19 protein-coding genes are annotated in these 21,872 nt (G+C 69.2%); 4 read left to right on the forward strand and 15 right to left on the reverse strand.

Annotation, left to right across the window (positions count from 1 at the left end; all coding sequences use genetic code 11):
- The first annotated feature begins 53 nt into the window (after window positions 1-53).
- Window positions 54-875 carry a tetratricopeptide repeat protein gene (locus G3M62_RS22390; RefSeq protein WP_165190751.1) on the forward strand — a complete coding sequence of 274 codons (822 nt, stop codon included), beginning with the start codon at window positions 54-56 and terminating at the stop codon, window positions 873-875.
- A gap of 129 nt (window positions 876-1,004) precedes the next feature.
- Here the strand turns inward: G3M62_RS22390 and G3M62_RS26805 are convergent, their stop codons facing one another.
- The 10 genes from G3M62_RS26805 to G3M62_RS22440 all read right to left on the reverse strand — a co-directional run bounded on the left by G3M62_RS26805 (window position 1,005) and on the right by G3M62_RS22440 (window position 14,703).
- Window positions 1,005-5,057, reverse strand: coding sequence for a beta strand repeat-containing protein (locus G3M62_RS26805; RefSeq protein WP_165190752.1), 4,053 nt, complete (start codon window positions 5,055-5,057; stop codon window positions 1,005-1,007).
- A 177-nt stretch (window positions 5,058-5,234) separates the two neighbouring features.
- Window positions 5,235-6,206, reverse strand: coding sequence for a type II secretion system F family protein (locus tag G3M62_RS22400; RefSeq protein ID WP_165190753.1), 972 nt, complete (start codon window positions 6,204-6,206; stop codon window positions 5,235-5,237).
- Between the two features lie 13 nt (window positions 6,207-6,219).
- A complete protein-coding gene (locus G3M62_RS22405) occupies window positions 6,220-7,200 on the reverse strand; it encodes a type II secretion system F family protein (RefSeq protein ID WP_165190754.1) in 981 nt (326 codons plus the stop codon).
- Window positions 7,201-7,204: 4 nt separating this feature from the next.
- A complete protein-coding gene (locus tag G3M62_RS22410; RefSeq protein WP_165190755.1) occupies window positions 7,205-8,728 on the reverse strand; it encodes a TadA family conjugal transfer-associated ATPase in 1,524 nt (507 codons plus the stop codon).
- Between the two features lie 3 nt (window positions 8,729-8,731).
- Entirely contained in the window at window positions 8,732-10,282 is a 1,551-nt protein-coding gene (locus G3M62_RS22415) for a CpaE/TadZ family protein (RefSeq protein WP_165190756.1), read from the reverse strand.
- Window positions 10,282-10,986 carry a CpaD family pilus assembly protein gene (locus G3M62_RS22420; RefSeq protein WP_165190757.1) on the reverse strand — a complete coding sequence of 235 codons (705 nt, stop codon included), beginning with the start codon at window positions 10,984-10,986 and terminating at the stop codon, window positions 10,282-10,284. The genes G3M62_RS22415 and G3M62_RS22420 overlap by 1 nt, the downstream gene beginning before the upstream one ends.
- A gap of 10 nt (window positions 10,987-10,996) precedes the next feature.
- Entirely contained in the window at window positions 10,997-12,763 is a 1,767-nt protein-coding gene (locus G3M62_RS22425) for a type II and III secretion system protein family protein (protein ID WP_165190758.1), read from the reverse strand.
- A complete protein-coding gene (gene cpaB / locus G3M62_RS22430) occupies window positions 12,760-13,647 on the reverse strand; it encodes a Flp pilus assembly protein CpaB (RefSeq protein WP_165190759.1) in 888 nt (295 codons plus the stop codon). Before cpaB ends, G3M62_RS22425 begins: the two co-directional genes overlap by 4 nt.
- 186 nt (window positions 13,648-13,833) lie before the next feature.
- Window positions 13,834-14,352 (reverse strand): A24 family peptidase, encoded by a 519-nt coding sequence (locus G3M62_RS22435; RefSeq protein ID WP_165190760.1) that lies wholly within the window; start codon window positions 14,350-14,352, stop codon window positions 13,834-13,836.
- A 168-nt stretch (window positions 14,353-14,520) separates the two neighbouring features.
- On the reverse strand, window positions 14,521-14,703 hold the full coding sequence (locus tag G3M62_RS22440; RefSeq protein ID WP_165190761.1) for a Flp family type IVb pilin: 183 nt from the start codon (window positions 14,701-14,703) through the stop codon (window positions 14,521-14,523).
- A 312-nt stretch (window positions 14,704-15,015) separates the two neighbouring features.
- Between G3M62_RS22440 and G3M62_RS22445 the strand changes: the two genes are divergently transcribed.
- The 3 genes from G3M62_RS22445 (at window position 15,016) to G3M62_RS22455 (ending at window position 16,657) form a co-directional block, all read left to right on the forward strand.
- Complete coding sequence (locus G3M62_RS22445) at window positions 15,016-15,438, forward strand: pilus assembly protein N-terminal domain-containing protein (protein WP_165191412.1); 423 nt, start codon at window positions 15,016-15,018, stop codon at window positions 15,436-15,438.
- A 101-nt stretch (window positions 15,439-15,539) separates the two neighbouring features.
- Window positions 15,540-16,118 (forward strand): TadE/TadG family type IV pilus assembly protein, encoded by a 579-nt coding sequence (locus G3M62_RS22450; protein ID WP_165190762.1) that lies wholly within the window; start codon window positions 15,540-15,542, stop codon window positions 16,116-16,118.
- Window positions 16,115-16,657, forward strand: a complete 543-nt coding sequence (locus tag G3M62_RS22455) for a TadE/TadG family type IV pilus assembly protein (protein WP_165190763.1) — start codon at window positions 16,115-16,117, stop codon at window positions 16,655-16,657. The genes G3M62_RS22450 and G3M62_RS22455 overlap by 4 nt, the downstream gene beginning before the upstream one ends.
- Here the strand turns inward: G3M62_RS22455 and G3M62_RS22460 are convergent.
- The 5 genes from G3M62_RS22460 to G3M62_RS22480 form a co-directional block, all read right to left on the reverse strand.
- The gene (locus G3M62_RS22460) at window positions 16,654-17,451 is read right to left on the reverse strand and encodes an aminotransferase class IV (protein ID WP_165190764.1); all 798 of its coding nucleotides are present in this window, start codon (window positions 17,449-17,451) and stop codon (window positions 16,654-16,656) included. The two genes, G3M62_RS22455 and G3M62_RS22460, sit on opposite strands and share 4 nt — an antisense overlap.
- On the reverse strand, window positions 17,448-18,788 hold the full coding sequence (gene pabB, locus G3M62_RS22465) for an aminodeoxychorismate synthase, component I (RefSeq protein ID WP_165190765.1): 1,341 nt from the start codon (window positions 18,786-18,788) through the stop codon (window positions 17,448-17,450). Before pabB ends, G3M62_RS22460 begins: the two co-directional genes overlap by 4 nt.
- Window positions 18,789-18,820: 32 nt before the next feature.
- Window positions 18,821-20,284 (reverse strand): MFS transporter, encoded by a 1,464-nt coding sequence (locus G3M62_RS22470; RefSeq protein ID WP_165190766.1) that lies wholly within the window; start codon window positions 20,282-20,284, stop codon window positions 18,821-18,823.
- A 90-nt stretch (window positions 20,285-20,374) separates the two neighbouring features.
- The gene (locus tag G3M62_RS22475) at window positions 20,375-20,851 is read right to left on the reverse strand and encodes a YcxB family protein (protein ID WP_246263384.1); all 477 of its coding nucleotides are present in this window, start codon (window positions 20,849-20,851) and stop codon (window positions 20,375-20,377) included.
- Between the two features lie 153 nt (window positions 20,852-21,004).
- Entirely contained in the window at window positions 21,005-21,778 is a 774-nt protein-coding gene (locus G3M62_RS22480) for a tyrosine-protein phosphatase (protein ID WP_165190768.1), read from the reverse strand.
- Between the last annotated feature and the right edge of the window lie 94 nt (window positions 21,779-21,872).

Consider the following 21,872-nt stretch of genomic DNA (forward strand, 5'->3'; position numbering starts at 1 on the left):
GATTCCTTGAGGGCCGCGCGCGAGGATGCCGGACCGTCGGGAGATACCTCTTCATGTGTCGCAAGCGCGCGCTCCTCGCAACCGTTCTCGGCTCCATCGCGCTGATGGCGGCCTCGGCTCAGGCCGCCAGCAAGCCCGCGCCCCCCTCGTCCTTGGCAGCGCCGGTCGCCACGTCCGAAGCGCCGCGCAAGGCCTCGCCGGCCGAGCGGGCCGAGGCCAGCCGCGCCGATCCGCTGACCCGCATGGCCTTCTGGTCGAACGAGGTCGAGCGCGACGGTCGCGACCTCGAGGCGGGCGTCGCCCTGTCCCAGGCCCTGCGCGACCTGGGCCGCTATGACGAGGCCGCCGACGCCGCCGACCGCGTCCTGGTCTTCGCCCCCAGCAACTACGACGCGCTGATGGAGCTGGCCCGGGCCAATGTGGCGCGTGGCCAGGGTTTCTACGCCATCGAGCCGGGCCGCAAGGCCGCCGCCCTGCAGCCGAACAACTGGCGTCCGCTGTCGCTGCTGGGCGTGGCCTATGAGCAGGCCAAGCGTGACGACGAGGCCCTGGCGGCCCATCGCCAGGCCGTGGCCCTGGCCCCGAACGAGGCGATCCCCCTGGCCAACCTGGCCATGCATCTGGCCGCCAGCGGCGACCTGCCCGGCGCCGAGGCCCAGCTGCGCAAGGCCGCCACCCTGCCCACCGCCACTATTCAGGTCCGCCAGAACCTAGCCCTGGTGATCGGCCTGCAGGGCCGCCTGGACGAGGCCGAGAAGCTGGCCCGCCAGGACCTGCCGCCGGAGTCGGTCGACAACAACCTGGCCTGGCTGCGCGCCGCCATCGGCCAGGAAAGCACGACCCGCTCGTGGAACGCGGTCAAGGCCGGCGGCTAGGCCGCTTCGGAAGCGAAAACCCCATCCTTCGACAGGCTCAGGATGAGGCTTTCTACCGCCCGGCCCGCACGACGGTCCTCATCCTGAGCATGTCGAAGGACGAGGACCACACCGTGGCCGGAATAGCCGCTAGAGGAAGAAGTCGCTCGCCGTGAACGACGTCACGCCGGTGACGTGAAGATAGAAGTCGGCAAGGCCGTCACCGTTCACATCGCCCTGAAGGGTGCTGCTTCCCCCCGATACGTCGTAGCGCAGCTGGCCCCTGACGCCGGTGAAGGCCGACGTCCCGATCAGGGTGAAGGCCTGGTCGAGGCTGTTGAACGGGTCGGTGTCGATGTTGGCGAAATCGATCCGGTCCACGCCGCTGGTGAAATCGGTGATCACGTCGTGATCGATCTCGGCCACCGTGTTGAAGTCGAAGTTGTCGGCTCCGCCGCCGCCGGTGATCACATCGCGGCCCAGGCCGCCGATGATGCGCTCGCCCGCGGACGAGCCGATGAAGATGTCGTCCCCGCCCCGCAGGTCGGTGAAGGTGATGCCCGACACCGCGACCCCCGAAAGGTCGAAATTGTCGGCGCCGTCGGTGAAGCCCATGCCGGTATGGCTCGTGCCGTTGATGCTGTCGGCGATGATGGCCTCGATGCTGGTCATCGAGCTGATGTTGATGATCGAATAGTCCGAGGCGGCGACCAGGGTGTCGTAGCCGTCGCCGCCGTCGACCGCGGAGATGCCCGCGCTCTGGTAGAAGCTGATCCTGTCGTTGCCGCCGCCGGTATAGATGATGTCGTTGCCGCCGTTGCTGACCACGTTGTCGTAGCCCGCCGAGCCATAGACGATATCGTTGCCGAGGCCCGCGTCGATCCACTGGACCCGAGTGACGACGATGTCGCGCAGGTCGATCACGTCGTCGTTCGCGGTGCCGACGATCTGGGTGTTGCCCAGGCTGTTGCCCCGGATCTCCTCGATCCCGTGCAAGCCGATGAAGTTGATCCAGATGCTGTTGTCGATCGCCTCGACCCTGTCCCAGCCGTTTCCGCCGTAGATCTGGTCGATGCTCGGATTGGTGGTGATGTGGATGATGTCGTCGCCGTCGCCCGTGTCGATGAAATCGAACCCGGTGCCGCCGTCGACGATGTCCGTTCCCGTGGTCCCGTAGAAGGTGTCGTTACCGCCGTTGAGGTGAACGAGGGCCAGGCTGCCCGTCACGACGAGGTTGCGCAGATCGATGACGTCGTCGCCCTGGGAGGCGACGAAGATCACGTTGCTGAAGCCGTTGGTGGAAATTTCCTCGACCCCGGTCATCGACTGGATTTCGAAGGCGGCGTTGTTGCCGTTGGCGATCAGCTTGTCCCAGCCGCCCCCGCCGTCGATGGTGTCGTAGCGGCTGTCGGCGCCGCCGAAGATGAAGGTGTCGTTGCCCAAGCCGCCCGACAGTATGTCGGTGCCGCCGGCGCCGGAGATCGTATCGTCGCCCGCGCTGCCGATGATGGTGTCGCCCTGCACGCCGCCGGAAATCCCGGCGATCCTGTCCAGTACGATGTTGCTGAAGTCCAGGCTGCCGGGGGCGCCCGGCCACATCATGCCTAGCCACACGCCCGCGAGGCCGCCCGAACTGATCTTCTCGACATTGACCAGGGCCGCGAAGCTGTAGGTCCTGTTGCCGACGCTGGCCCGGACCTCGTCGAAGCCCGCGCCGCCGTCAAAGCCGTCGGAGCCCCAGCCATCGGTGCCGTACATGTACATCAGGTCGTCGCCGTTTCCGCCGATGCAGGCGTCCGCCCCCTCGCCGCCGTCGATGATGTCGTTGCCGTCGAGACCGTAGATGACGTCGTTGCCGGCTTCCCCAAGGATAATATCGTTCCCGGCGGTGCCCATGATGGTGTCGTTGCCGGCGCCGGCATAGACGCTCATCGAGCCGATGGTGGCTATGGCGCTGAAATCCCAGTTGTCGTTGCCGGAGCTCGCTCGGAAACCGACGTTCGAGAAGCCACCGCTGTCGATGACCTCAATCGCCGCCATCGACCTGACGGTGAGGATCACATTGCTGGCGGTGAATTTGAGGGTGTCGGTTCCGGCGCCGCCGTCGACGATGTCGGACTCCGACGTGGTGTCCATCAGGAAGGTGTCGTTACCGCCGCCGCCGTACAGGTTGTCGTTGCCCGCGCCGCCGATGAGGATGTCGTCGCCCACCCCGCCGACCAGGGTGTCGGCGCCGCCCAGGCCGGAGAGCTGCCAGTCCTGAACGTCGGGCACGGTGAAGCTGTCGTTCCCCGCCGTGCCGGTCCAGTAGCTGTCGATCTCGTCGATCAGGTTGATGACGATGGCGCCCGTGCTGGACAGCAGGCCATCGGAGGCCTGGACGGTGATGGTGTGGCTGGCCTGGGTGTCGTGGTCCAGCAGGCTGGCGTTGGCCACGGTGACCACGCCGGTCGTGGCGTTGATGGCGAAGCGGCCGCCCGCGTCGTTGGTCAGGCTGTAGGTCACCGCGCCGCCGTGCGGGTCGGGCGCGGCGATGGTCAAGCCGCCGACCACGGTTCCATTGGTGGCGTGTTCGGACACCAGGGTGGGCGCGCCGTTGACGTCGGTCGGGACGGCCGGGGCGAGGTTCAGCACGTCGATGACGAAGGCGGCGCTGGCCGACTGCGTCCCGCTGGCGGCCTGGATGATGATCTGGTGCGAGGTCGCCGCCTCGTAGCTCAGCAGGTTGGCGTTGGCCACGGTGACCACGCCGGTCGCGGCGTTGATGGCGAACCGGCCGCCGGCGTTGTCGAGCAGGCTGTAGACCAGCGGACCGCCGTGGACGTCGGCGGCGCTGATCGAAAGACCCGCGACCACCGCGCCGTTCACCGCGCCCTCCGAGATGGTGTTGGCCGTCGCGTCGCCATCGACCGGCGCGTCGTTGGCGACGTTGGTCACGGCGATGGTGAAGACCTGGCTGCTGAACGCGCCCTGGGCGTCGGTGGCGCGCACCGTGATCTGGTGCGAGGCGGCGGTCTCGAAGTTCAGCAGGCCGGCGTCGGCCACGGTGACGACGCCGGTCGCCGCGTCGATGGCGAAGCGGCCGCCCGCGTCGTTGGCCAGGCTGTATGTCACCGCGCCGGTCTTGGGTTCGGACGCCAAGGCCGTGACCCCGACCAGATCGCCGTTGGCGGCGCCTTCCGAGACCGCGTTGAGCGCCGTGTCGGCGTCGGTCGGCGTGGTCGGGGCGGCGTTGACCAGGTCGATGGTGAAGGTGGTGTCGGTGGCCGCGCTGGCGGTCCCGTCGCTGGACCGCACGGTGATCTGGTGCGAGGCGGCGACGTCGTAGTCGAGCAGGCTGGCGTCGGCCACGGTCACCACGCCGGTCGCGGCGTTGATGGTGAAGCGGCCGCCGGCGTCGTCGACCAGGCTGTAGGTCAGGGCGCCGCCGTTGGGATCCGTCGCGGCGATCGCCAGGCCGGCCACCACCGCGCCGTTGACGGCGTCCTCGGACACCGTGTTGGCGGCCGCGTCGGTGTCCGCCGGAGCGCCGGGCGCGACATTGGTCACGGCGATGACGAAGCTGGCCGACGAGATGGCCGCGCCGTCGCTGACCTGCACGGTGATCTGGTGCGAGGTCGCGGTCTCGAAGTTCAGCTTGGAGGCGTCGGCGACGGTGACCACGCCGGTCGCGGCGTCGATGGCGAAGCGGCCGTCCGCGTCGTCCAGCAGCGACCAGGTCAGGGTCTGGCCGGCGTCCGGGTCGATGGCGCTCAGCGTGAGGCCCGCCACCACCGCGCCGTTGACGGCGTCTTCCGACACCGTGTTGGCGGCGGCGTCATCGTCGGCCGGCGCGCCGGGCGCGACGTTGGGCGCGGGCAGGTCGACGACGGTCGAGCCGAACTGGAGGTGCTCGACATTGTACAGGGTGTCGGTCCCGTCGGGACCGGTGATGGTCGTCGAGACGTTGTCGCCGCTCCAGCTGTAGTCGCCGGCCGCGCCGGAGAAGACCGCCGTGTCGTCGCCGTCGCCGCCGTCCAGGATGTCGTCCCCGGCCCCGCCGTCGAGGCGGTCGTTGTCGTCTTGTCCGTTCAGGGTGTCGGCGTCCAGGCCGCCGGACAGGTCGTCGTTTCCGGCGCCGCCATTGACCAGGTCGGCGTTGTCGGGCGCGCCTTCGTCGCCCGCGTAGATGTCGTCACCGGCGCCGAGATTCTTCAGGTACATGACCACGCTCCCAAACACTGAGGCTTCCCGCCCCGGTTGCACACCTTGAGATTGCATGGCCTGTGGAAGGTTGCCTAGGCTGGAACTGCTCCGCTTGGGCAGACGCCTGTGGACATCTTGTTGCACGGCACGTTCCACGCTCCTGGAAGCGTCCGACCCTCGTTCTCGAGGCGCCGCCTAGCGGTGCTTCATCACGTCCTGGATCTTGATGATCGCCGGACCCATGATCACGATGAACAGCACGGGCAGGAAGAACACGATCATCGGCACGGTCAGCTTGGCCGGCAGGGCGGCGGCTTTCTTCTCGGCGGCCGACAGCCGCAGTTCGCGATTTTCCTTGGCCATCACCCGCAGGGCCGCGCCCAGGGGCGTGCCGTAGCGTTCTGCCTGGATCATGGCGGTGACCACCGAGCGGATGCCCGGATGGTTGGTCCGCCGGGCCAGGCCCTCATAGGCCAGGCGCCGTTCGGGCAGGTAGCTGAGCTCGGCGGTCAGCAGGCTGAGCTCCTCGGCCAGCTCCATCGACGCCGAGCCGACCTCGGAACCGACCTTGGCGATGGCGGCCTCGATCGACATGCCGCTTTCGACGCAGATCAGCATCAGGTCCAGGGCGTCCGGGAAGGCCTGGACGATCGACTCGCGGCGCTTCTGGGCGATGTTGGAGATGTAGAGGTTGGGCGCGTAGTAGCCGGCCGTCAGGGCGAAGATGCAGGCGGCGATCTTCTGAATGGGCAACAGGCCAAAGCCGTTGATGACATAGAGATAGAAGGCCGCCACCACCGCGAACACGAACGGCATGACGAAGCGGAAGAAGTAGAAGGTCGAGACGGGCTTGGGCCCCCGGAAGCCGGCCTGGGCCAGCTTGTCGACGACCTTGGGATCCTCCAGCAGCTTGGACAGCTGCAGGCGATCCACGACGTTCTTGTACATCCCCTCGTCGGCGTGGCGCAGCGAGCCGCCGCCCTTCTGGGACATGGCCTCGCGCGAGCGGCGGCGCAGTTCCTCGCGGCGGTTGGCCACCGACTTCAGCCGGCCCTCCAGGCCGCTGTTGCTGAGCATCGGCGCGGTCAGGGTGATGATGGTGGCGAACACCACGATCGCGATGAAGGCGCTGAACAGGGTCTGCGGGTCGGTGAGCATCTCGATCATCGTCTCGCCTCCCCTAGAACTTGAAGTTGATCATCTTGCGCATCACGAAGATGCCCACGCTCATCCAGAAGCCGGCGATCATCAGCATGAAGTGGCCGCGCTGGTCGCTGAACATCGGCGCCATGTAGGTCGGCGCGGTGACCGAGATCATGACGATGACGCCGGGCGGCAGGCTGCCGATGATGAAGGCCGAGGCCACGGCTTCGGCCGACAGCGCCTTGATCTTCTCGCCCATCAGCTTGCGGGCCCGCAGCACGGTCGACAGGTTGCCCAGCGCCTCGGCCAGGTTGCCGCCGGTCTTGGCCTGGATGGTCAGGACGATGGTGAAGAAGCGCAGCTCGTTGGTCGGCATGCGCTCGTACATGCGCTCCAGGGCCTGGTCCATCGACATGCCCATGCCGGTGTTCTCGACCAGCATGCGGAACTCGCCGGCCAGGGGCTCGGGGCATTCCTTGCCGATGATCTTCAGGCAGTCGTGGACCGGCAGGCCCGACTTGATGCCGCGCACGATGATGTCGATGGCGTCGGAGAAGGCCTCGGTGAACTTCTTGGTGCGGGCCTTGGCCATCATGCCCACCACCCAGCGGGGCAGGCCGAAGCCGGCGGCGAAGGCCGCGCCCAGGGCGAGCAGCGGCATCTGGCGCAGCAGCAGCAGAACCAGGCCGACCATCACGCCGACCACGCCGCTGATGATCCAGAACATCCGGACATTGTCGCCCAGACCGGCCGCCCTCAGGCGCGCGGCGATGGTCAGCGAGGCCTTCTTCTTCTGCTGATCCTGTTCCTTGAGGGTCTTGAGGATCTGCTTGCGGCGGGCGTCGGGCGTGTTGGCGGCGGCCTTGGCGCGGGCGGCCACGGCCTGACGATCACCGCCGGTGATCAGCTGGGCGCGCTTGACGGTTTTGGCCGAGCCGCTGTCGCCGCCGCCGGCCAGCACGAAGCCCAGCCCCGCGATGGTGATGAAGCCGAGAACGCCGGCGAGGATGAACAGCATCGCTCTATTCCGCCGCGTCGAGGGCTTCGGCCAGCTCGCGCTCCAGGCCGTAATAGCGGGCGCGGTCCCAGAAGCGCGGGCGGCCGATGCCGGTCGAGCGGTGCTTGCCCAGCACCTTGCCCTCGGCGTCCTCGCCGTTGATCTCGTAGACGAACAGGTCCTGGGTGACGATCACGTCGCCTTCCAGCCCCACCACCTCGGTGATGTGGGTGATGCGGCGGCTGCCGTCGCGCAGGCGGGCGGCCTGGACGATGACGTCGACCGAGCCGACGATCATCTCCTTGATGGTCTTCGAGGGCAGGCCGTAGCCGCCCATGGTGATCATCGACTCGATACGGCTGATGGCCTCGCGCGGGCTGTTGGCGTGCAGCGTGCCCATCGAGCCGTCGTGGCCGGTGTTCATGGCCTGCAGCAGGTCGAACGCCTCGGGCCCCCGGACTTCGCCGACGATGATCCGCTCGGGACGCATCCGCAGGCAGTTCTTGACCAGGTCGCGCATGGTCACCGCGCCCTGGCCTTCCAGGTTGGGCGGCCGGGTTTCCAGGCGCACCACGTGCGGCTGCTGCAGCTGCAGTTCGGCGGCGTCCTCGCAGGTCACCACCCGCTCGGTCGGGTCGATGAAGGCGGTCATGGTGTTGAGCAGGGTGGTCTTGCCCGAACCCGTACCGCCGGAAATGACGATGTTGCAGCGGCAGGCGCCGATGACGCCCAGGACCCGCGCCCCTTCCGGGCTGATCGACGCGTAGTCGACCAGGTTCTTCATCGTCAGCTTGTCCTTCTTGAACTTCCGGATGGTCAGGGTGGGACCATCCAGCGCCAAGGGCGGGGCGATGACGTTGACGCGGCTGCCGTCGGGCAGGCGGGCGTCGCAGATCGGGCTGCTTTCGTCGACCCGGCGACCGACCTGGCTGACGATCCGCTGGCAGATGTTCATCAGCTGCAGATTGTCGCGGAAGCGCACATTGGTCAGTTGGACCTTGCCGCCGACTTCGATGAACACCCGGTGGGCGCCGTTGACCATGATGTCGGCGATGTCGTCGCGGGCCAGCAGGGGCTCCAGCGGGCCGTAGCCGAGGACGTCGTTGATGATGTCCTGGACCAGGTGCTCCTGCTCGGAGACCGACATCGAGACGTTCTTGATCGCCACCAGCTCGGCGACGATGTCGCGGATCTCCTCGGCCGCCGCCTTCAGGTCCAGCTGAGCCAGCTGGCTAAGGTCGATGGTGTTCAGAAGGGCGTTGAAGATCGTGGTCTTGGTGGCGTGATAGTAGTCGCTCTGCTCGCGCACCACGTTGGTGGTCGGCGGGGCGCCCTGGGCGGCGCGCAGCTGCTCCAGGCCGTTGGTGGCCTTGGGACCGACCGCCTTGGCGGGGGCCGGAGCCGCGGCTTGGGCGGCGGGGGCGTTCGATTCGTTGGCGGCCGGCTCGACGCGCTGCGGGCGCGTGGCGATGGCCGGCGCGCCGGTCGAGACAGGCGGGGGCGCCTGCTCCGTGCGGACGGCGGTGGCCTGGTCGCGCTTGCCGAACATGCCCTACTTCTTCTTGAACAGACTGGAGAGGACCGAGGCCTTCTGGGCCGCGGGCGGTTCACGACGGCTGATCAGCCGCGCCAGATGGTCGATGCCCTCGGCGGCTTTCGATTTCGGGGCCACCTCGGCGACCATCTGGCCGTTGTTGGCGGCCATGCCGAACGGCTTGGGATCGAAGGGCAGAACCAGGGACGGCGTCAGGCCCAGGGCCTCGCCGAAGTCCTTGACCGGAATCTCGGGACGGCCGGGCACGCCCACCTGGTTCAGCACCAGGCGCGGCGGGGCGTCGTTGGGCCGAGCCTGGCGGACCAGGTCGACGATGTTCTTGGCGTTGCGCAGGGACGCCAGGTCGGGCGTGGCCACCACCACCAGGTCGTCGCTGGCGATCAGCACCCGGCGGGTCCAGGCGCTCCAGCTGTGGGGCAGGTCCAGCACCACGAACGGCGCGGCGCCGCGGATCTTCTGGGTGACTTCCTCGAAGGCGTCGGCCGGGATCTCGTAGTCCTGGTCCAGCGTGCCGGGGGCGGCGAACAGCGACAGGCGATCGCCGCAGCGGACCATCATGCGGTCCATCAGCACCGGGTCCAGGCGGTCGGGCTGGGTCAGGGCGTCGAGCACGCCCTGCAGCGGGTCCTGGTTGAAGTCGAGGCCGGCCGTGCCGAAGGCCAGGTCCAGGTCGACCATCACGGTGGCGGCCTGAACGCGCTCGGCCATCGACCAGGCGAAGTTGTGGGCCAGGGTCGAGGAGCCCACGCCGCCCTTGGCGCCGACGAAGGCGATCTGCCGGCCGACGAACGGCGCGGACGGGTCGGCATAGAGGCTGGAGACCGCGCGGATGATCTGCAGCGGACCCTGCGGCTGGGTGATGTACTCGCTGACGCCCCGACGCATCAGTTCGCGATAGAGGGCGATGTCGTTGGTCTGACCGACGACCACGACCTTCGTGCCCGGGTCGCAGACCTGGGCCAGGCCGTCCAGCAGGGCCAGCATGCGCGGCGCGGGATCCAGGCTCTCGACCAACACCAGCGAGGGCGTCGACTGGTTCTGGTAGTAGGCCACCGCCGCCTCCAGCCCGCCGGGCTGGGCGATGGTCGAGGCGCGAGCCATGCGGCGGTCGGCCGAGGCGGCCTCGACCAGGGCCACGGTCTCGGGCCGGGCGCAGAAGGCGTGGATGGTGATGCGCGGCACGGCCGCCTCGCCCATGTCGGCGTCGGCGGCGGCGATCACTTCCTGCACGATGGCCTGGGTCGCGCCCACCGGATAGGCGGCCGGCTCGACCGGGACGGCGGCGTCGATCGGGGCCGGCGGGGTCGCAGGCGGAGCCGCGGCCACGGGCGGCGGCGCGGGCGTGTAGGGCGGGGCCGCCGGCGGCAGTTCCGCGAACGGCGCGGAGACGCCCTCGCGCGGACGCACGGGCGGGAAGTCGGCGAACGGGTCGTCGGTCTTCAGAGCCGCCGCGGGCGCGGCGCGCCACGGATCGGCGCCCGGCGCGGCGAAGTCGTCGTCGGCCTCGAAGCCCAGGTCGAAGGGATCGTGATCGCTAGGCCCGGCCATCAGTTGACCGCCTTCGAAATGATGCCGTTGGACTGGGAGTCCTTGGCCGAGGAGGTGGTCTCGCCCTTGCGGTACTTGTCGAGCACGGTCGCGCGGCGGCCGGAGTCGATCGGGGTCTCGGCGCGCGGGCTCAGCAGGTCCTCGGGATTGGCCACCTGGGCGGCCATGTTGGCGGTGACCGCGCATCCGAAGTTGCCGTAGGTGTCGTTGTTGCGCGTGGCGCTCATGTTCTCCCAGCCGCCGCAGGTGGGCACCTGGGCGGTGTAGCGCAGGAAGCCGACCTTCAGCGGCGCGCCCGGCGCGCCGGCGGCGTCATAGCCCATCACCCGCACCGAGGCGGCCGGGGCGCCCATGGCGACCAGGCGCTGGCGGACCGCGACGGCCATGCGGCCGGCGATGTCGCCGCCGGTCCCGCCGATCGGGGCGCTGACCACGATCTCGCGCGCCTCGGCCTGCAGCCAGCGGCCCAGCAGGCCGTCCAGGGCCTGGTTCTGGGCGGTCGACAAGCCTTCGGCGTGCAGGGCCAGCAGGACCTCGTCCGGATGGGAGTCGACGCGGACCTTGTCGTTCCAGGCGTCGGAAACGGTGCGCGGCGCCGCGGCGGTCTCGGGACCGGCGGTCGTCGAGGCGCAGGCGCTCAGCAGCGCCAGGACCAGGCCGGCGGTCGCCAGTTTCGAGACGAAGAGGGGATGGGGTCGCGTCATGTCCGCGTTCTCACTCGATCACATAGCCGACGGGGCCCTGGTAGGCGCGTCCGCTGTTCGCGCCGACCGGCGCCTTGACCACCTTGTTCAGCCGGCCCAGCAGGACCGTGCTCATGTCGTTGGCCGTCTCCAGGCCGTCGGCCGGGGTCTGCAGGTTCTGCGGCTTGGTCGGGTCGACGATGTAGGGGGTGATGATCACCACCATCTCGGTCTCGCCGCTCAGATAGTCGCGCGAGCGGAACAGCGAGCCCAGGATCGGCAGGCTGGTCATGCCCGGCAGGGAGTCGACGTCCTGCTTGGTGGTCTGCTGCAGCAGGCCCGCGATCATCAGCGAGCCGCCCGACGGCAGCTCGACCGTGGTCTCGGCGCGACGCACGGTCAGGCCCGGAACGCTGAGCGTGGAGCTGCTACCGCCGCCGCCCAGGGTGAAGGCCCCCAGGCTGGTCAGCTCCGAAACCTCGGTCGACAGCTTCAGCGAGATGCGGCCGCCCGACATCACCACCGGCGTATAGCCCAGGCCCACGCCGTAGGGCTTGAATTCCAGCGAGATGCGGCCCGTGGTGTCCTGGGCCACCGGCACCGGGAACTCGCCGCCGACCAGGAACTTGCCGGCCTCGCCCGACACCACGGTCAGGTTGGGTTCGGCCAGGGTCTTGACCAGGCCCACGCGCTCGAAGGCCTGCAGACAGCCGCCGAGGTTGTTGCCGGTGACGGTCTTGAAGGCCGTGGTGGCCACGCTGCTGAGCGCGGTCGACAGGCTGTTGGACGACCCGGTCGAACTGCCGATGACCTGATGCAGCGTGCCCGTCTGGTCGGCCATGACCGTCACGGGCTTTCCGTTGATGTCGTAGACGGTCTTGGACACCTGACCCAGGCTGCCGGTCCAGTCCGCCGAGGTGCTGGTGCTGTTGACGTTGGTGTTCGACGCCGAACTGCTGTTGCCGGTCGAGGTGGCGGTGTTGGTGGTGTTGGTCGTGCGGGTGTTGTCGCGCCCGTAGCAGGCGCCGCCGCCGCCCAACAGCGCGCCGTTGACGCCGTAGGTGTTCGACCGGCCCAGGCTGTAGGATTTCAGGCCGTCGTTGAAGAGCAGGTCGGTCGACACGCCCAGCTGCTTGATGATGTTGCGCTGGACCTCGACGATGCGGACCTTGAGCATCACCTGGTCCTTGCCGGCGATGGTCAGCATGTTCAGCACGTTGTCGGGCTTGTCGACGAACCGGCTGGCGATCTGCGAGGCCATGCCCGCGTCGCCGGTGTTGCCCACCGTGCCCGTCAGGATCACGCTGTCGCGGATCGACTGCACCTGGATGTTGGCGTTGGGCAGCACCCGGCGCAGGGTCTCCTCCAGCGCGCTGGAATCCTGGTCGACCCGAATGGCCAGGCTGAGGATCTTGCGACCGGAGGCGTCGAAGAACACCGCGTCGGTCGCGCCCAGGGCCATGCCCATGACGTAGATGCGGCGCGGGCCGCGCAGCACCGCGTCGGCCACGACCGGATTGGTCACCAGCATGTCGCGCACGTCGACCGGCAGCTCGATGATCGCCGACTTGCCGCGCGACAGGCTCAGGGTCTGGGCGCCCGAGGCGGTCAGGTCGATGCGCAGCACCTGGTCGGCGGGCGCGGCCATGATCGGCGCCGCCACCGGGCGCGAGGCGACGCGGGCGGGCGTGCGGTAGAGATGGGTGCCGGCCGCCGGGCCATCGGCGAGGGCCGCGGTCGACGGCGCCAGGACCAGGAGGGCCGCCAGCGAGGCGGAAAGGGGTCGGCGGCGGATCATGGGCGGACCGAGATGCTGGAGGTCTGGCCGCCGCGATTGATGCGGACGACAGCGGAGTCTTGCGACGCGACGGCCAGGCCCGAAGGCCCGCCCAGGTCGGTGTAGGCCCGCAGGGTCAGGGTCACCGGGCCGGCGGCCTTGGCGCGGGTCAGGGCCTCGGCCTCGACCGGGCCGACCTCGAGGGTCGCGGTGGAGGCCACGATGGTCTTGGCGTCCTTCTCGGCCGCCGTGGTCTGGTCCAGAGCCAGGACGCGGACGTTCTGGATGATGGTCTCGGCGACGGTCTGCTTGGCGGGACCGCCGTCGCCCTCGCCGACGCTCTGGGCTTCGCGCGTCTGGAGGACGTCGACCCGGTCGCCGGGCAGGATGAAGCCGCCGACCGCGGTCTCGGAGGTGACCGGCACGGCCATGGCGCGCTTGCCGGGACCCAGGACCACCGACAGGTAGCCGCCTTCGCCGCCGCGCACGATCTTGCGGGCGGTAATCGGTTCGCCGGCCAGGATCGGGTCGCGCACGATCGCGCCCTCGACGGCCTTTTCGGGAGTGACGCCGCCGATCACGGCGCCCGTCATGTCGCCGACCGCCTTGGCGGCCTTGGCGGAGGTCTTGGTCGGGGCGGGCTCGGCCGCGCCGTTGGTGATGAAGGCGGCGTTGATGGCGTCGGACGGCCAGGCCTGCCAGTCGACGTCGCCGGCGGCCAGGCGGTCGCCGATGGCCAGGTCGCGCTTGGCGACCAGCACCTGGGTCATGGGCTTGGACGGGGCGGCCGTCTGGACGATCGGCGCGGGCGCGGGCTTGTTTCCCATCACCTTCTGCATGACCACGGCCAGGCCGATGGCCGCGACGGCGGCGACCAGAACGATCATGACGCGAAGAGGATTCATGCGAGCGGGCTCTAACGACGGGAATACAAGTCGGAGCGAGCCGCCTTCAGGCGATCACGCACGAATCGTCGAACGGCCGTTCTGGCCACGTCCCATGCTCGCGCGGCCATGGTTAACAGCGGCTAAAGGCGAGGGTCCGAAAGGGACCCGGACGGCGCGACAGGCTGACGCGGGGCGCCGCCTGCCCTAGCCGTGGGCGCCGATGGCCAGGGCCAGAGCGCCTTGCGGGAAGGCGGCCAGGGCGCCGATCGCGATGGCCACGCCATAGGGAATGTCGCCGCCTTCGGCGCCCAGCTTGCGGATCCAGGCGGGGCTGCCGGCCAGGACGGGTTCGAACCAGCCCGAGCGAAGGCTGAGCAGGCCCAGGGTCAAGGCGCCGCCGGCCATGCCGGTGACCAGCATGAACGGCAGGGCCGCGGGCCAGCCCAGCCACAGGGTGGCGGCCGCGAACAGCTTGGCGTCGCCGCCGCCGATCCAGCCGGCCGCGAACATCCCCATGCCGGCCAGCAGGGCCAGCACGCCGGACGCCAGGCAGATACCGATCGTCGGCAGCGAGGCGCCGCAGATCAGGGCCACGGGCGCGAAGGCGACGATCAGGGCCAGCGAGATCCAGTTGGGGATCGTGTAGCTGGTGGCGTCCTTCAGCGCGGCCACGACGACCAGCGCGGGGAAGATGAGCAGCAGGGCGAATTGAAACGACTGCATGGCGGCCTCGCTTATTCCATCGGCGCCACTCTGCGCCCGATCCCGTGAAGCAATGGTTTCCGTCCGGCCTTCCAGCCCGCTCGACCGACGAGGGCTGTAGGGCGGCGCGCATGAAAAAAGGGCCCCGGCGTTTCCGCCGAGGCCCTCTTTTTTCGAGCGAGCGTGGTCTTAGGTCGCGGCGTTGGCGTCCGTGACCGACTTGTTGGCCTTGGTGAAGGTGGCCTTCAGGCTGCCGCCCAGGGTGGTGACGATGGTGGCGATGACGACGGCGATCAGAGCAACGATCAGGCCATATTCAATGGCGGTCGCGCCGGATTCATCGTTCAGGAAGCGGGTGACGAACTTCGACATGGTGGATCTCCTGGTCAGTAAGTGGATCTGGGCTCTCAAGCCGTGTCGACTTGCTCACCCCCGAAAACACGATCAATTTCGCCCACCTCGCTTAATGTCCAGTAAACAGCAGATGGTTTCGCCAAATTTTTCATTGGTTTATTTTAGTTTACCATTATTACCTCTTAACTATGCCGGTACTGGACAGGCAAAAATCCCTTTCCGCTCAAGGTTTTCTCAAGTGTCGGAAAGAATACACAAGCATCACGCTTAGTTCTTTATTGACCATTCCGAGGCATCCTTCCCATGTACAAAGCCTGGGAAGACACCTTCATGCGCCGCCTGACTCTCGCCTTCTGCGCCGCTCTGAGCCTCTCCGTCGCCACCGTCGCCGGCGCCGACAGCCCGGCCCCGCCGCTGTCGGTCAGCGCCGGCGCCGCCGCGCGCATCGTGCTCGGCGCGCCCGTGCGCGACATCGTGGTCGGCGACCCCTCGGTGGCCGACGTCAGCCTGATCAACGAGCGGACCCTGGTGGTGCTGGGCAAGAAGGCCGGCGCGACCACCGTCCTGGCCTTCGACGCCCACGGCCGCGCCCTGGCCGACCGCGACGTCGTGGTCTCCAACGTTCCGACCCAGGCGGTCGTCGTCCAGCGCGGCGTCAACGCCGCGACCTACGCCTGCGGCGATCGCTGCTCGCTGCTGAACTCCACCACCGCCGCGCCCCCCGCCGCGGCCGCGGCGGCCACCACGCCCTAGCGGCGCGCCTAAACTCCTGACGACCTAAACCCCTGATTAGGGACGTAAGGCCTAGATTGCGCCGCCTGACGTTCCCCAAGGGCGCTGACGCGGACGCCGCCATGGCTGATCGAGCTCGACATTATCGACGGCTGCTGGCCCGCCTGGGCCTGGTGCGCCGCTTCGCGCGCGCCGACGACGGCGCGGCGGCGATCGAGTTCGCCTTCGTCGCCATTCCCTTCCTGATCCTGGTGTTCGCGATCATCGAGCTGGGCCTGACGTTCCTGGTCTCGATGACTCTCGAGAACGCCCTGGGCAATGTCGACCGCACCATCCGCACCGGCGACCTGCAGGGCAGCGCCGCCGCCGGCGACCCCGTCGCCTTCCGCCAGAAGGTCTGCACCCAGATGGCCTGGACCGGCATGGACTCCTGCATGTCGGCCCTGACCCTGGACGTCCGCGTCCTGCCCTCGTTCGCCCAGACCAGCAACCTGCCCACGCCCAAGGCCGGCGGCACCTGTTTCGACCCCGGCGGCCCGGGCTCGATCGTGCTGGTGCGCGGTTACTACAAGTGGCCCCTGATCACCCCGCTGCTGCAGGACGCGGTCGGCGGCGTCCCGGGCAATCGCCAGGTGACCTTCGCGGCGGTGTTCACCAACGAGCCCTATTCCGACGTCCTCGTGCCGATCAAATGCAAATGACCCGTCGCCTCCCCTCCTTCTGGCGCGATCGGCGCGGCGTCTCGGCGATCGAATTCGCCCTGATCGCCCCGGTGCTGATCGTCTTCTATTTCGGCATGGCCGAGCTGACCGAGGCGATGATGGCCCAGCGGCGGCTGAGCCACCTGGCCTCGTCGATCGGCGACGTCGTGGCCCGCGACCAGAAACTCACCGACGACCGCCTCAAGGACGTCTTCGCGGTCGGCGCGGTGCTGATGGCCCCGTTCCCGTCCGGCAATCTGAAGATGTGCATCACCAGCGTCGTCTCCGACGCCAAGGGCAAGGACACCGTCGCCTGGTCCGAAAAGTCCAACGGCGGCACGGCCAACTGCCCGGCGGCCAACGATGTGGTCGACATCCCGGTCAGCGTGCTGCCGGCCGGTCAGAGCGTGATCATGAGCAAGGCTAGCTACGAATACAGCTCGTTGTTCAAGTTCATCATTCCCCAGAACATCACCTTCCGCCGCACCTACTATCTGCGGCCGCGCCTCTCCGACCAGGTGACGCGGGTCAAGACCTAGTCCAGCGCCGCCTCGCGCAGGCGCTCGACCAGCGCGTGGGGGCCGAAGGTCTCGCCCTCGAACCGCCGCGCCGGCCGCACGCCGATCAGGCTGTTGGTCAGGAACACCGCCTGCGCCTCGTCGAGAGCCTCCGCGCCCCTGGCCACCTCGTGGACCTCGACCCGCAGCGCCCGCGCCGCCTCGATCACCCGCGCCCGGACCAGACCGTTCAGCACGCCGCAGTGCAGGGCCGGGGTGAACAGCACGTCGTCCGTGATCCAGAACAGGTTGGCCGCCGCCGCGCAGGTCAGGTCGCCGTGGTTGTTGCGCATCACCGCCTCGTCGGCGCCGGCCGCCAGGGCCTCGGCCCGGGCCAGGACGTTGTCGACATAGGACAAGGTCTTCAGGCGCGCGGCGGGCGAGCCCTCGTTGCGCCGGGTCTTGGCCAGCATCAGGTCGACCGGGGTGGTCGGAACCGGCGCGGCCGCCGCCCGGGCCGCCAGCCGCGGGGCGGGGGCGGCGGGACGATCCAGGCCCCGGCCGCCGGAACCGGCCGTCAGGGTCAGGCGCACGGCGGCGCGGCCTCCGCCCTGCCCGGCCTCGCCCGGCGCGGCCAGACAGAGGGCCCGGGCCTCGCCTAGGTCGAAGGCCGGCAGACCCAGGGTCTCGCAGCCGGCGGTCATGCGGGCCAGGTGAGCGTCCAGATGCGGCAGGTCGTCGCCGGTCCACAGCATCGTCTCGAACAGGCCGTCACCGAGCAGCAGGCCCCTGTCATCCAAGGGAAAGGAGGCGTCGAGGGGAAAGGCGTCAGTCATCGGCGCGGCGTTTCCATCAGGGCCCGTCGAAGGGCGGCGAACTTGGCTTCGGTCTCCAGGCGCTCGGCGTGGGGATCGCTGTCGGCGACGATGCCCGCCCCCGCCCTGGCTTCCAAACGCCAACCTTCAGCCTCCTGTTCAAGGCCGACCGTGCGGATCAGCACGCTGGACTCCAGGGCCCCGTCCACGCCCGCCCAGAACAGCGAGCCGCAATAGGGCCCGCGCGGGGCCTCCATCTCGGCGATCAGCGTCATGGCCTGGACCTTGGGCGCCCCGGTGATCGAGCCGGGCGGAAAGGCCGCGCGCAGCAGGTCGGCCGCCCCCAGGCCCGGCGCCAGCTTGCCGGTCACCGTCGAGACCAGGTGATGGACGTTGGCGAAGGTCTCGACCTTGAACAGCTCGGGCACGGCGACGCTGCCGGGCGGGCTGACCCGGGCCAGGTCGTTGCGCATCAGGTCGACGATCATCAGGTTCTCGGCCCGGTCCTTGGCGCTGGCCGACAGCTCGGCGATCAGCCGCGCGTCCTCGGCCTGGTCGGCGCCGCGCGGCCGGGTGCCCTTGATCGGCCGGGTCTCGATGGAGAGATCGCCGCCCGTGACTTGCAGGAACCGCTCGGGCGAGTTGGACACCAGGGCCCGGCCCGGCAGGCGCAGATAGGCCGAGAACGGAGCGGGGCTGTCGGCGCGCAGGCGGGCGAACAGGTCGAACGGATGGGCGCCGGCCGCCAGACGCCCGGTCCAGGCGCGGGCGATATTGGCCTGGAAGATCTCGCCGCCGACGATGCGCTCGACCACCGCCGCCACCGCCGTCTCATAGGCCGCGCCGTCGCTGACCTCCAGGGCGTCGCACAGCACCCCGTCGTGGGCGGCCGGCGACGGCGCGTTCAGCCAGGCCAGGGCCGCCTCGGCGCGAGCCCGCGCGAAGCCTTGCGAGCCGCCGCGCCCGATGGCCAGCACCCGCCGCTGCAGGTGGTCGAAGGCCAGCAGGGCCGGATAGCGAGCGCAGGCCAGGTCCGGCCAGCCGGTACGGCCCAGGCTCAAGGACTCGACCCGGTCGCCCAGCTCGTAGGCGGCCAGGCCCACCACCCCGCCCTGGAACGGCGGGCCGTCGGGGTCCATGGCCTGGGGCGGGCCGACCAGTTCTGTCAGGGCGGCGAAGGGGTCGTGCGGGTCGTCGGCGGTGACGGTCAGGGTCTCGTCCGGATCGCGCAGCAGGTACGACCACCGCCCCGCCTGGCCGCCCGAGATCATGGCGCAGGCGAAAGGCTCGTCCCGCCACGGAGCCGCGACCCAGACCGGGTCGCGCCAGGGGGCGCTGATGAGAACGACGTGACGCATCGGCGGGTGATACCGCCGCTCGCCCCCAGATGCTACGCCTCCCGGTCGCCGCCCTTGACCAGGAACATGCCCAGCAGGCCGACCAGCAGCAGGCCGGCGATCGGCGCGAAGCCGGCCGCCTGGGTCTTGAAGATCGAGGTGGCCGTGGTGACCAGCAGCGAGCCCAGCCACATGGTCACCGTGCCCGACAGCCCGTAGAGGCCGAAGAACGAGGCCATCTTGTCCGGCGGGGCCAGGCGGCTGAGCAGGGTGCGGCTGGAGGCGTAGGAGGCGGTGACGAACACCGCCACCCCGAAGCCCACCGTCAGAAAGATCACCTCCGGCGCGGTGCGGAAGATCGGCCCGCCCCACAGCGGCGCGTGGGCGGCGGGGTCATAGGGGATGACGTAGAGGATCTTGTGGCGCGACATGCCCAGCCAGGTGACCAGGCAGACCAGCACCCCGGCGATCTCGATCTGCACCGCCTTGCGCGGCCCGACCCGGTTGTCCAGCCAGGTCGCCAGGAAGCCGCCGCCCACCGCGAACACGCTGAGGCCGATGCCGTAGACCAGCATCTCCATCACGCCCCAGCCCATCACCCCGGCCGCGAACACCCCGCCAAACAGCAGCAGGGCGGTCATGCCGTCGTTGAAGAACATCCGGGTCAGCAGATAGACGCCGGCGTCGCGGTGCTGGCGCAGGCTCTTGATCGTGTCCACCAGCCCCACCACCCCGCGCCTGACGCCCTCGACCAGGCCGACCCCGGTGGCGGGCGCATCGGGGGTGAACAGGAACAGCGGAATGCAGCCGATGGCGAAGGCGGCCGCGACGATCGGGCCGACGATGCGGTCGGGCTCGTGCTGGGCGGGGTCCAGGCCAAACAGCGGGGCGGCCGGGATGAAGCCCCAGTCCACGTGCCCCGGCAGGGCGAAGGCCCACAGCACGAAGATCAGCATCAGCACCGAGACGCCGTTGCCCAGCGACAGGGCCAGGCCCGAGGCGGCCGGAGCCAGCCGCCGTCCGGCCGCCCGGTTCAGCAGCGAATTGTGCACCACCTCGATGATGGCGATCAGCAGGCAGCCGGCGCCATAGAGGAACGAGACGGTCAGGATCGACAGGCCAGCGCCATGCGGCTTGGCCCACCAGAACGCCCAGGTCACCGGGATGATCAGGGCGGTCAGGACCAGCAGCGCCGGCTTGCGATGGCCGAACTGGTCGATCGAGCTGCCGATCAGCGGGGCCAGGATCATGGCGATCAGGCCGTAGATCGTGCCGATCCGGGCGATCAGCGCCTGGCCGGCCACCGGATCGCCGACCACCGTGGTCGCGAAATAGGGGGCGAAGATGTAGATGCTGATCAGGATCACGAAGGGGTCGCGAAACCCCTGATAGACTGCCCAGCTGACCGCCCCGCGCGACAGGCGGGCGCCCTTAAGGTCCCCTGGGGGCTCGTCTTCCGCCAGGCTTTGCGCCAACGGATCGGCCAGGGCCGCCTCGGCGTTCGTGATCTTGCCCATACGCGTCTTCACCCTGTGCGAGACCGTCTGGCGCGATCCCTCGATCGTTCAAGCGTGGCGGTTAAACGGGCGTTTGTCACCTGCCCCTTTTCAGCGCCCTCGCGGCGGCGGCCCGTCCACGGTCCGGGACGCATCGGGGCTTCTCGCGCGCGCCGCATCCGTCATTCGCGACAGGGCTTCGGCGATGAACTCGCGTTCGGCCTCGGGAGTCGCGAAGAAGCGCCGGGGAAGGACCAAGGCGCTGCTCTGAACCAGAAAAACCCAGTGCTTGCGGGTTTGATAGAGGTCCGTGACGCTGGCCCAGCGGGCGGTCGTCGTCAGGTCGACCAGGTCATAGACAAGGGCCTCGGGCGTCAGGCGCAGCGTGAGCGGCAGCTGATGTCCCTGCCCTCGCGCGGCGAGCGCCTTGCGCAGGGTCGGCCCGGCCAAGACCCGCGAGATGAACGAGCCGACGATGAGGCCGGCGATGGCGAACTCGGCCGATATCATGGCCGTGAACCATGCCCCCGACACCCACCCTCCGATGGGAACGCCCAGGGCCAACATGCAGACCAGCAGGATGCCCATCGTCTGGCGAGGCGACAGGCCACGGCGCGCCTTGATATAGGCCAAGGCCGCGTTGCCTTCCCCGGCCGCGAAAATACCCGAAGTTTCCATCACGTCCCCCCTCGGACACCACTAGCCCAAGGCGGATTGCGCGTCATCGCGAACGGTCGCCGGCTACAGCAGAATATGCGCCCGCACCGCCTCGCGTCCCGCCGCGTCCAGGCCCACAGCCTGGTCCAGATAGCCGTCGAGCGAGCCGTACTGGGCCTTCATCTCCGCGATCGCCGTGGCCAGGTAGTCGGCCTCCACGCCCATGGCCGCGCGCATGGCGGCGTCCGACGGGCGGCGGCCGAGCTCGGTCTCGAGGGCCGCGGCCATCTTCGGCCCGCGCACGGCGAAGCGTTCCTCGTTGTTGGTCAGCAGGTAGTCGTCGACGATGTCGTCGTCGCCCACCCCGGCCACATGGTGGGTCAGGGCGGCCAGCAGGCCCGTGCGGTCCTTGCCCGCCGCGCAGTGGATCAGCACCGGGCCGCGCGCGGCGGCCAGGGCCTGGAAGTAGCGGCGGAACAGGTCCAGGTGCCGTTCCTTGAACGGGGCGCGGCGATAGTACTCGACCAGATAGTCGCGGATCGCCGCCACCGAGAGGTCCGAGCTGCGCAGGAAGGTGTGCCAGGGATCCTCGCCGCTGACGCCCAGGTCGTTGTCGATCACCTGGGCCGCGAAGCCCTCCCACCGCCGCGACGGGTCGCGCTGGCGCTCGTTGGGCCGGCGCAGGTCGACGATGGTGGCGATGTTCAGGCCGGCCATGGTGGCCAGATCGGCGCCGGTGGCCTGCGCCTGGTGGGCGGCGCGAAACAGCACGCCCTTTTTCAGCCGTCCCTCGCCAGCGGCGTAGTCGCCGAAGTCGCGGAAGTTCTCGACGCCTTGCAGAACGATGTGACGGGTCATGGCCCGCTTGTTAGCGCCGGAGGGTGACGAAAGCGAGACGTTGAAAGCCGCTCATCCCGGCGAACGCCGGGACCCAGATGGAATGGCTCTGGGG

The organism is Caulobacter soli (assembly GCF_011045195.1).
Classification (GTDB): domain Bacteria; phylum Pseudomonadota; class Alphaproteobacteria; order Caulobacterales; family Caulobacteraceae; genus Caulobacter; species Caulobacter soli.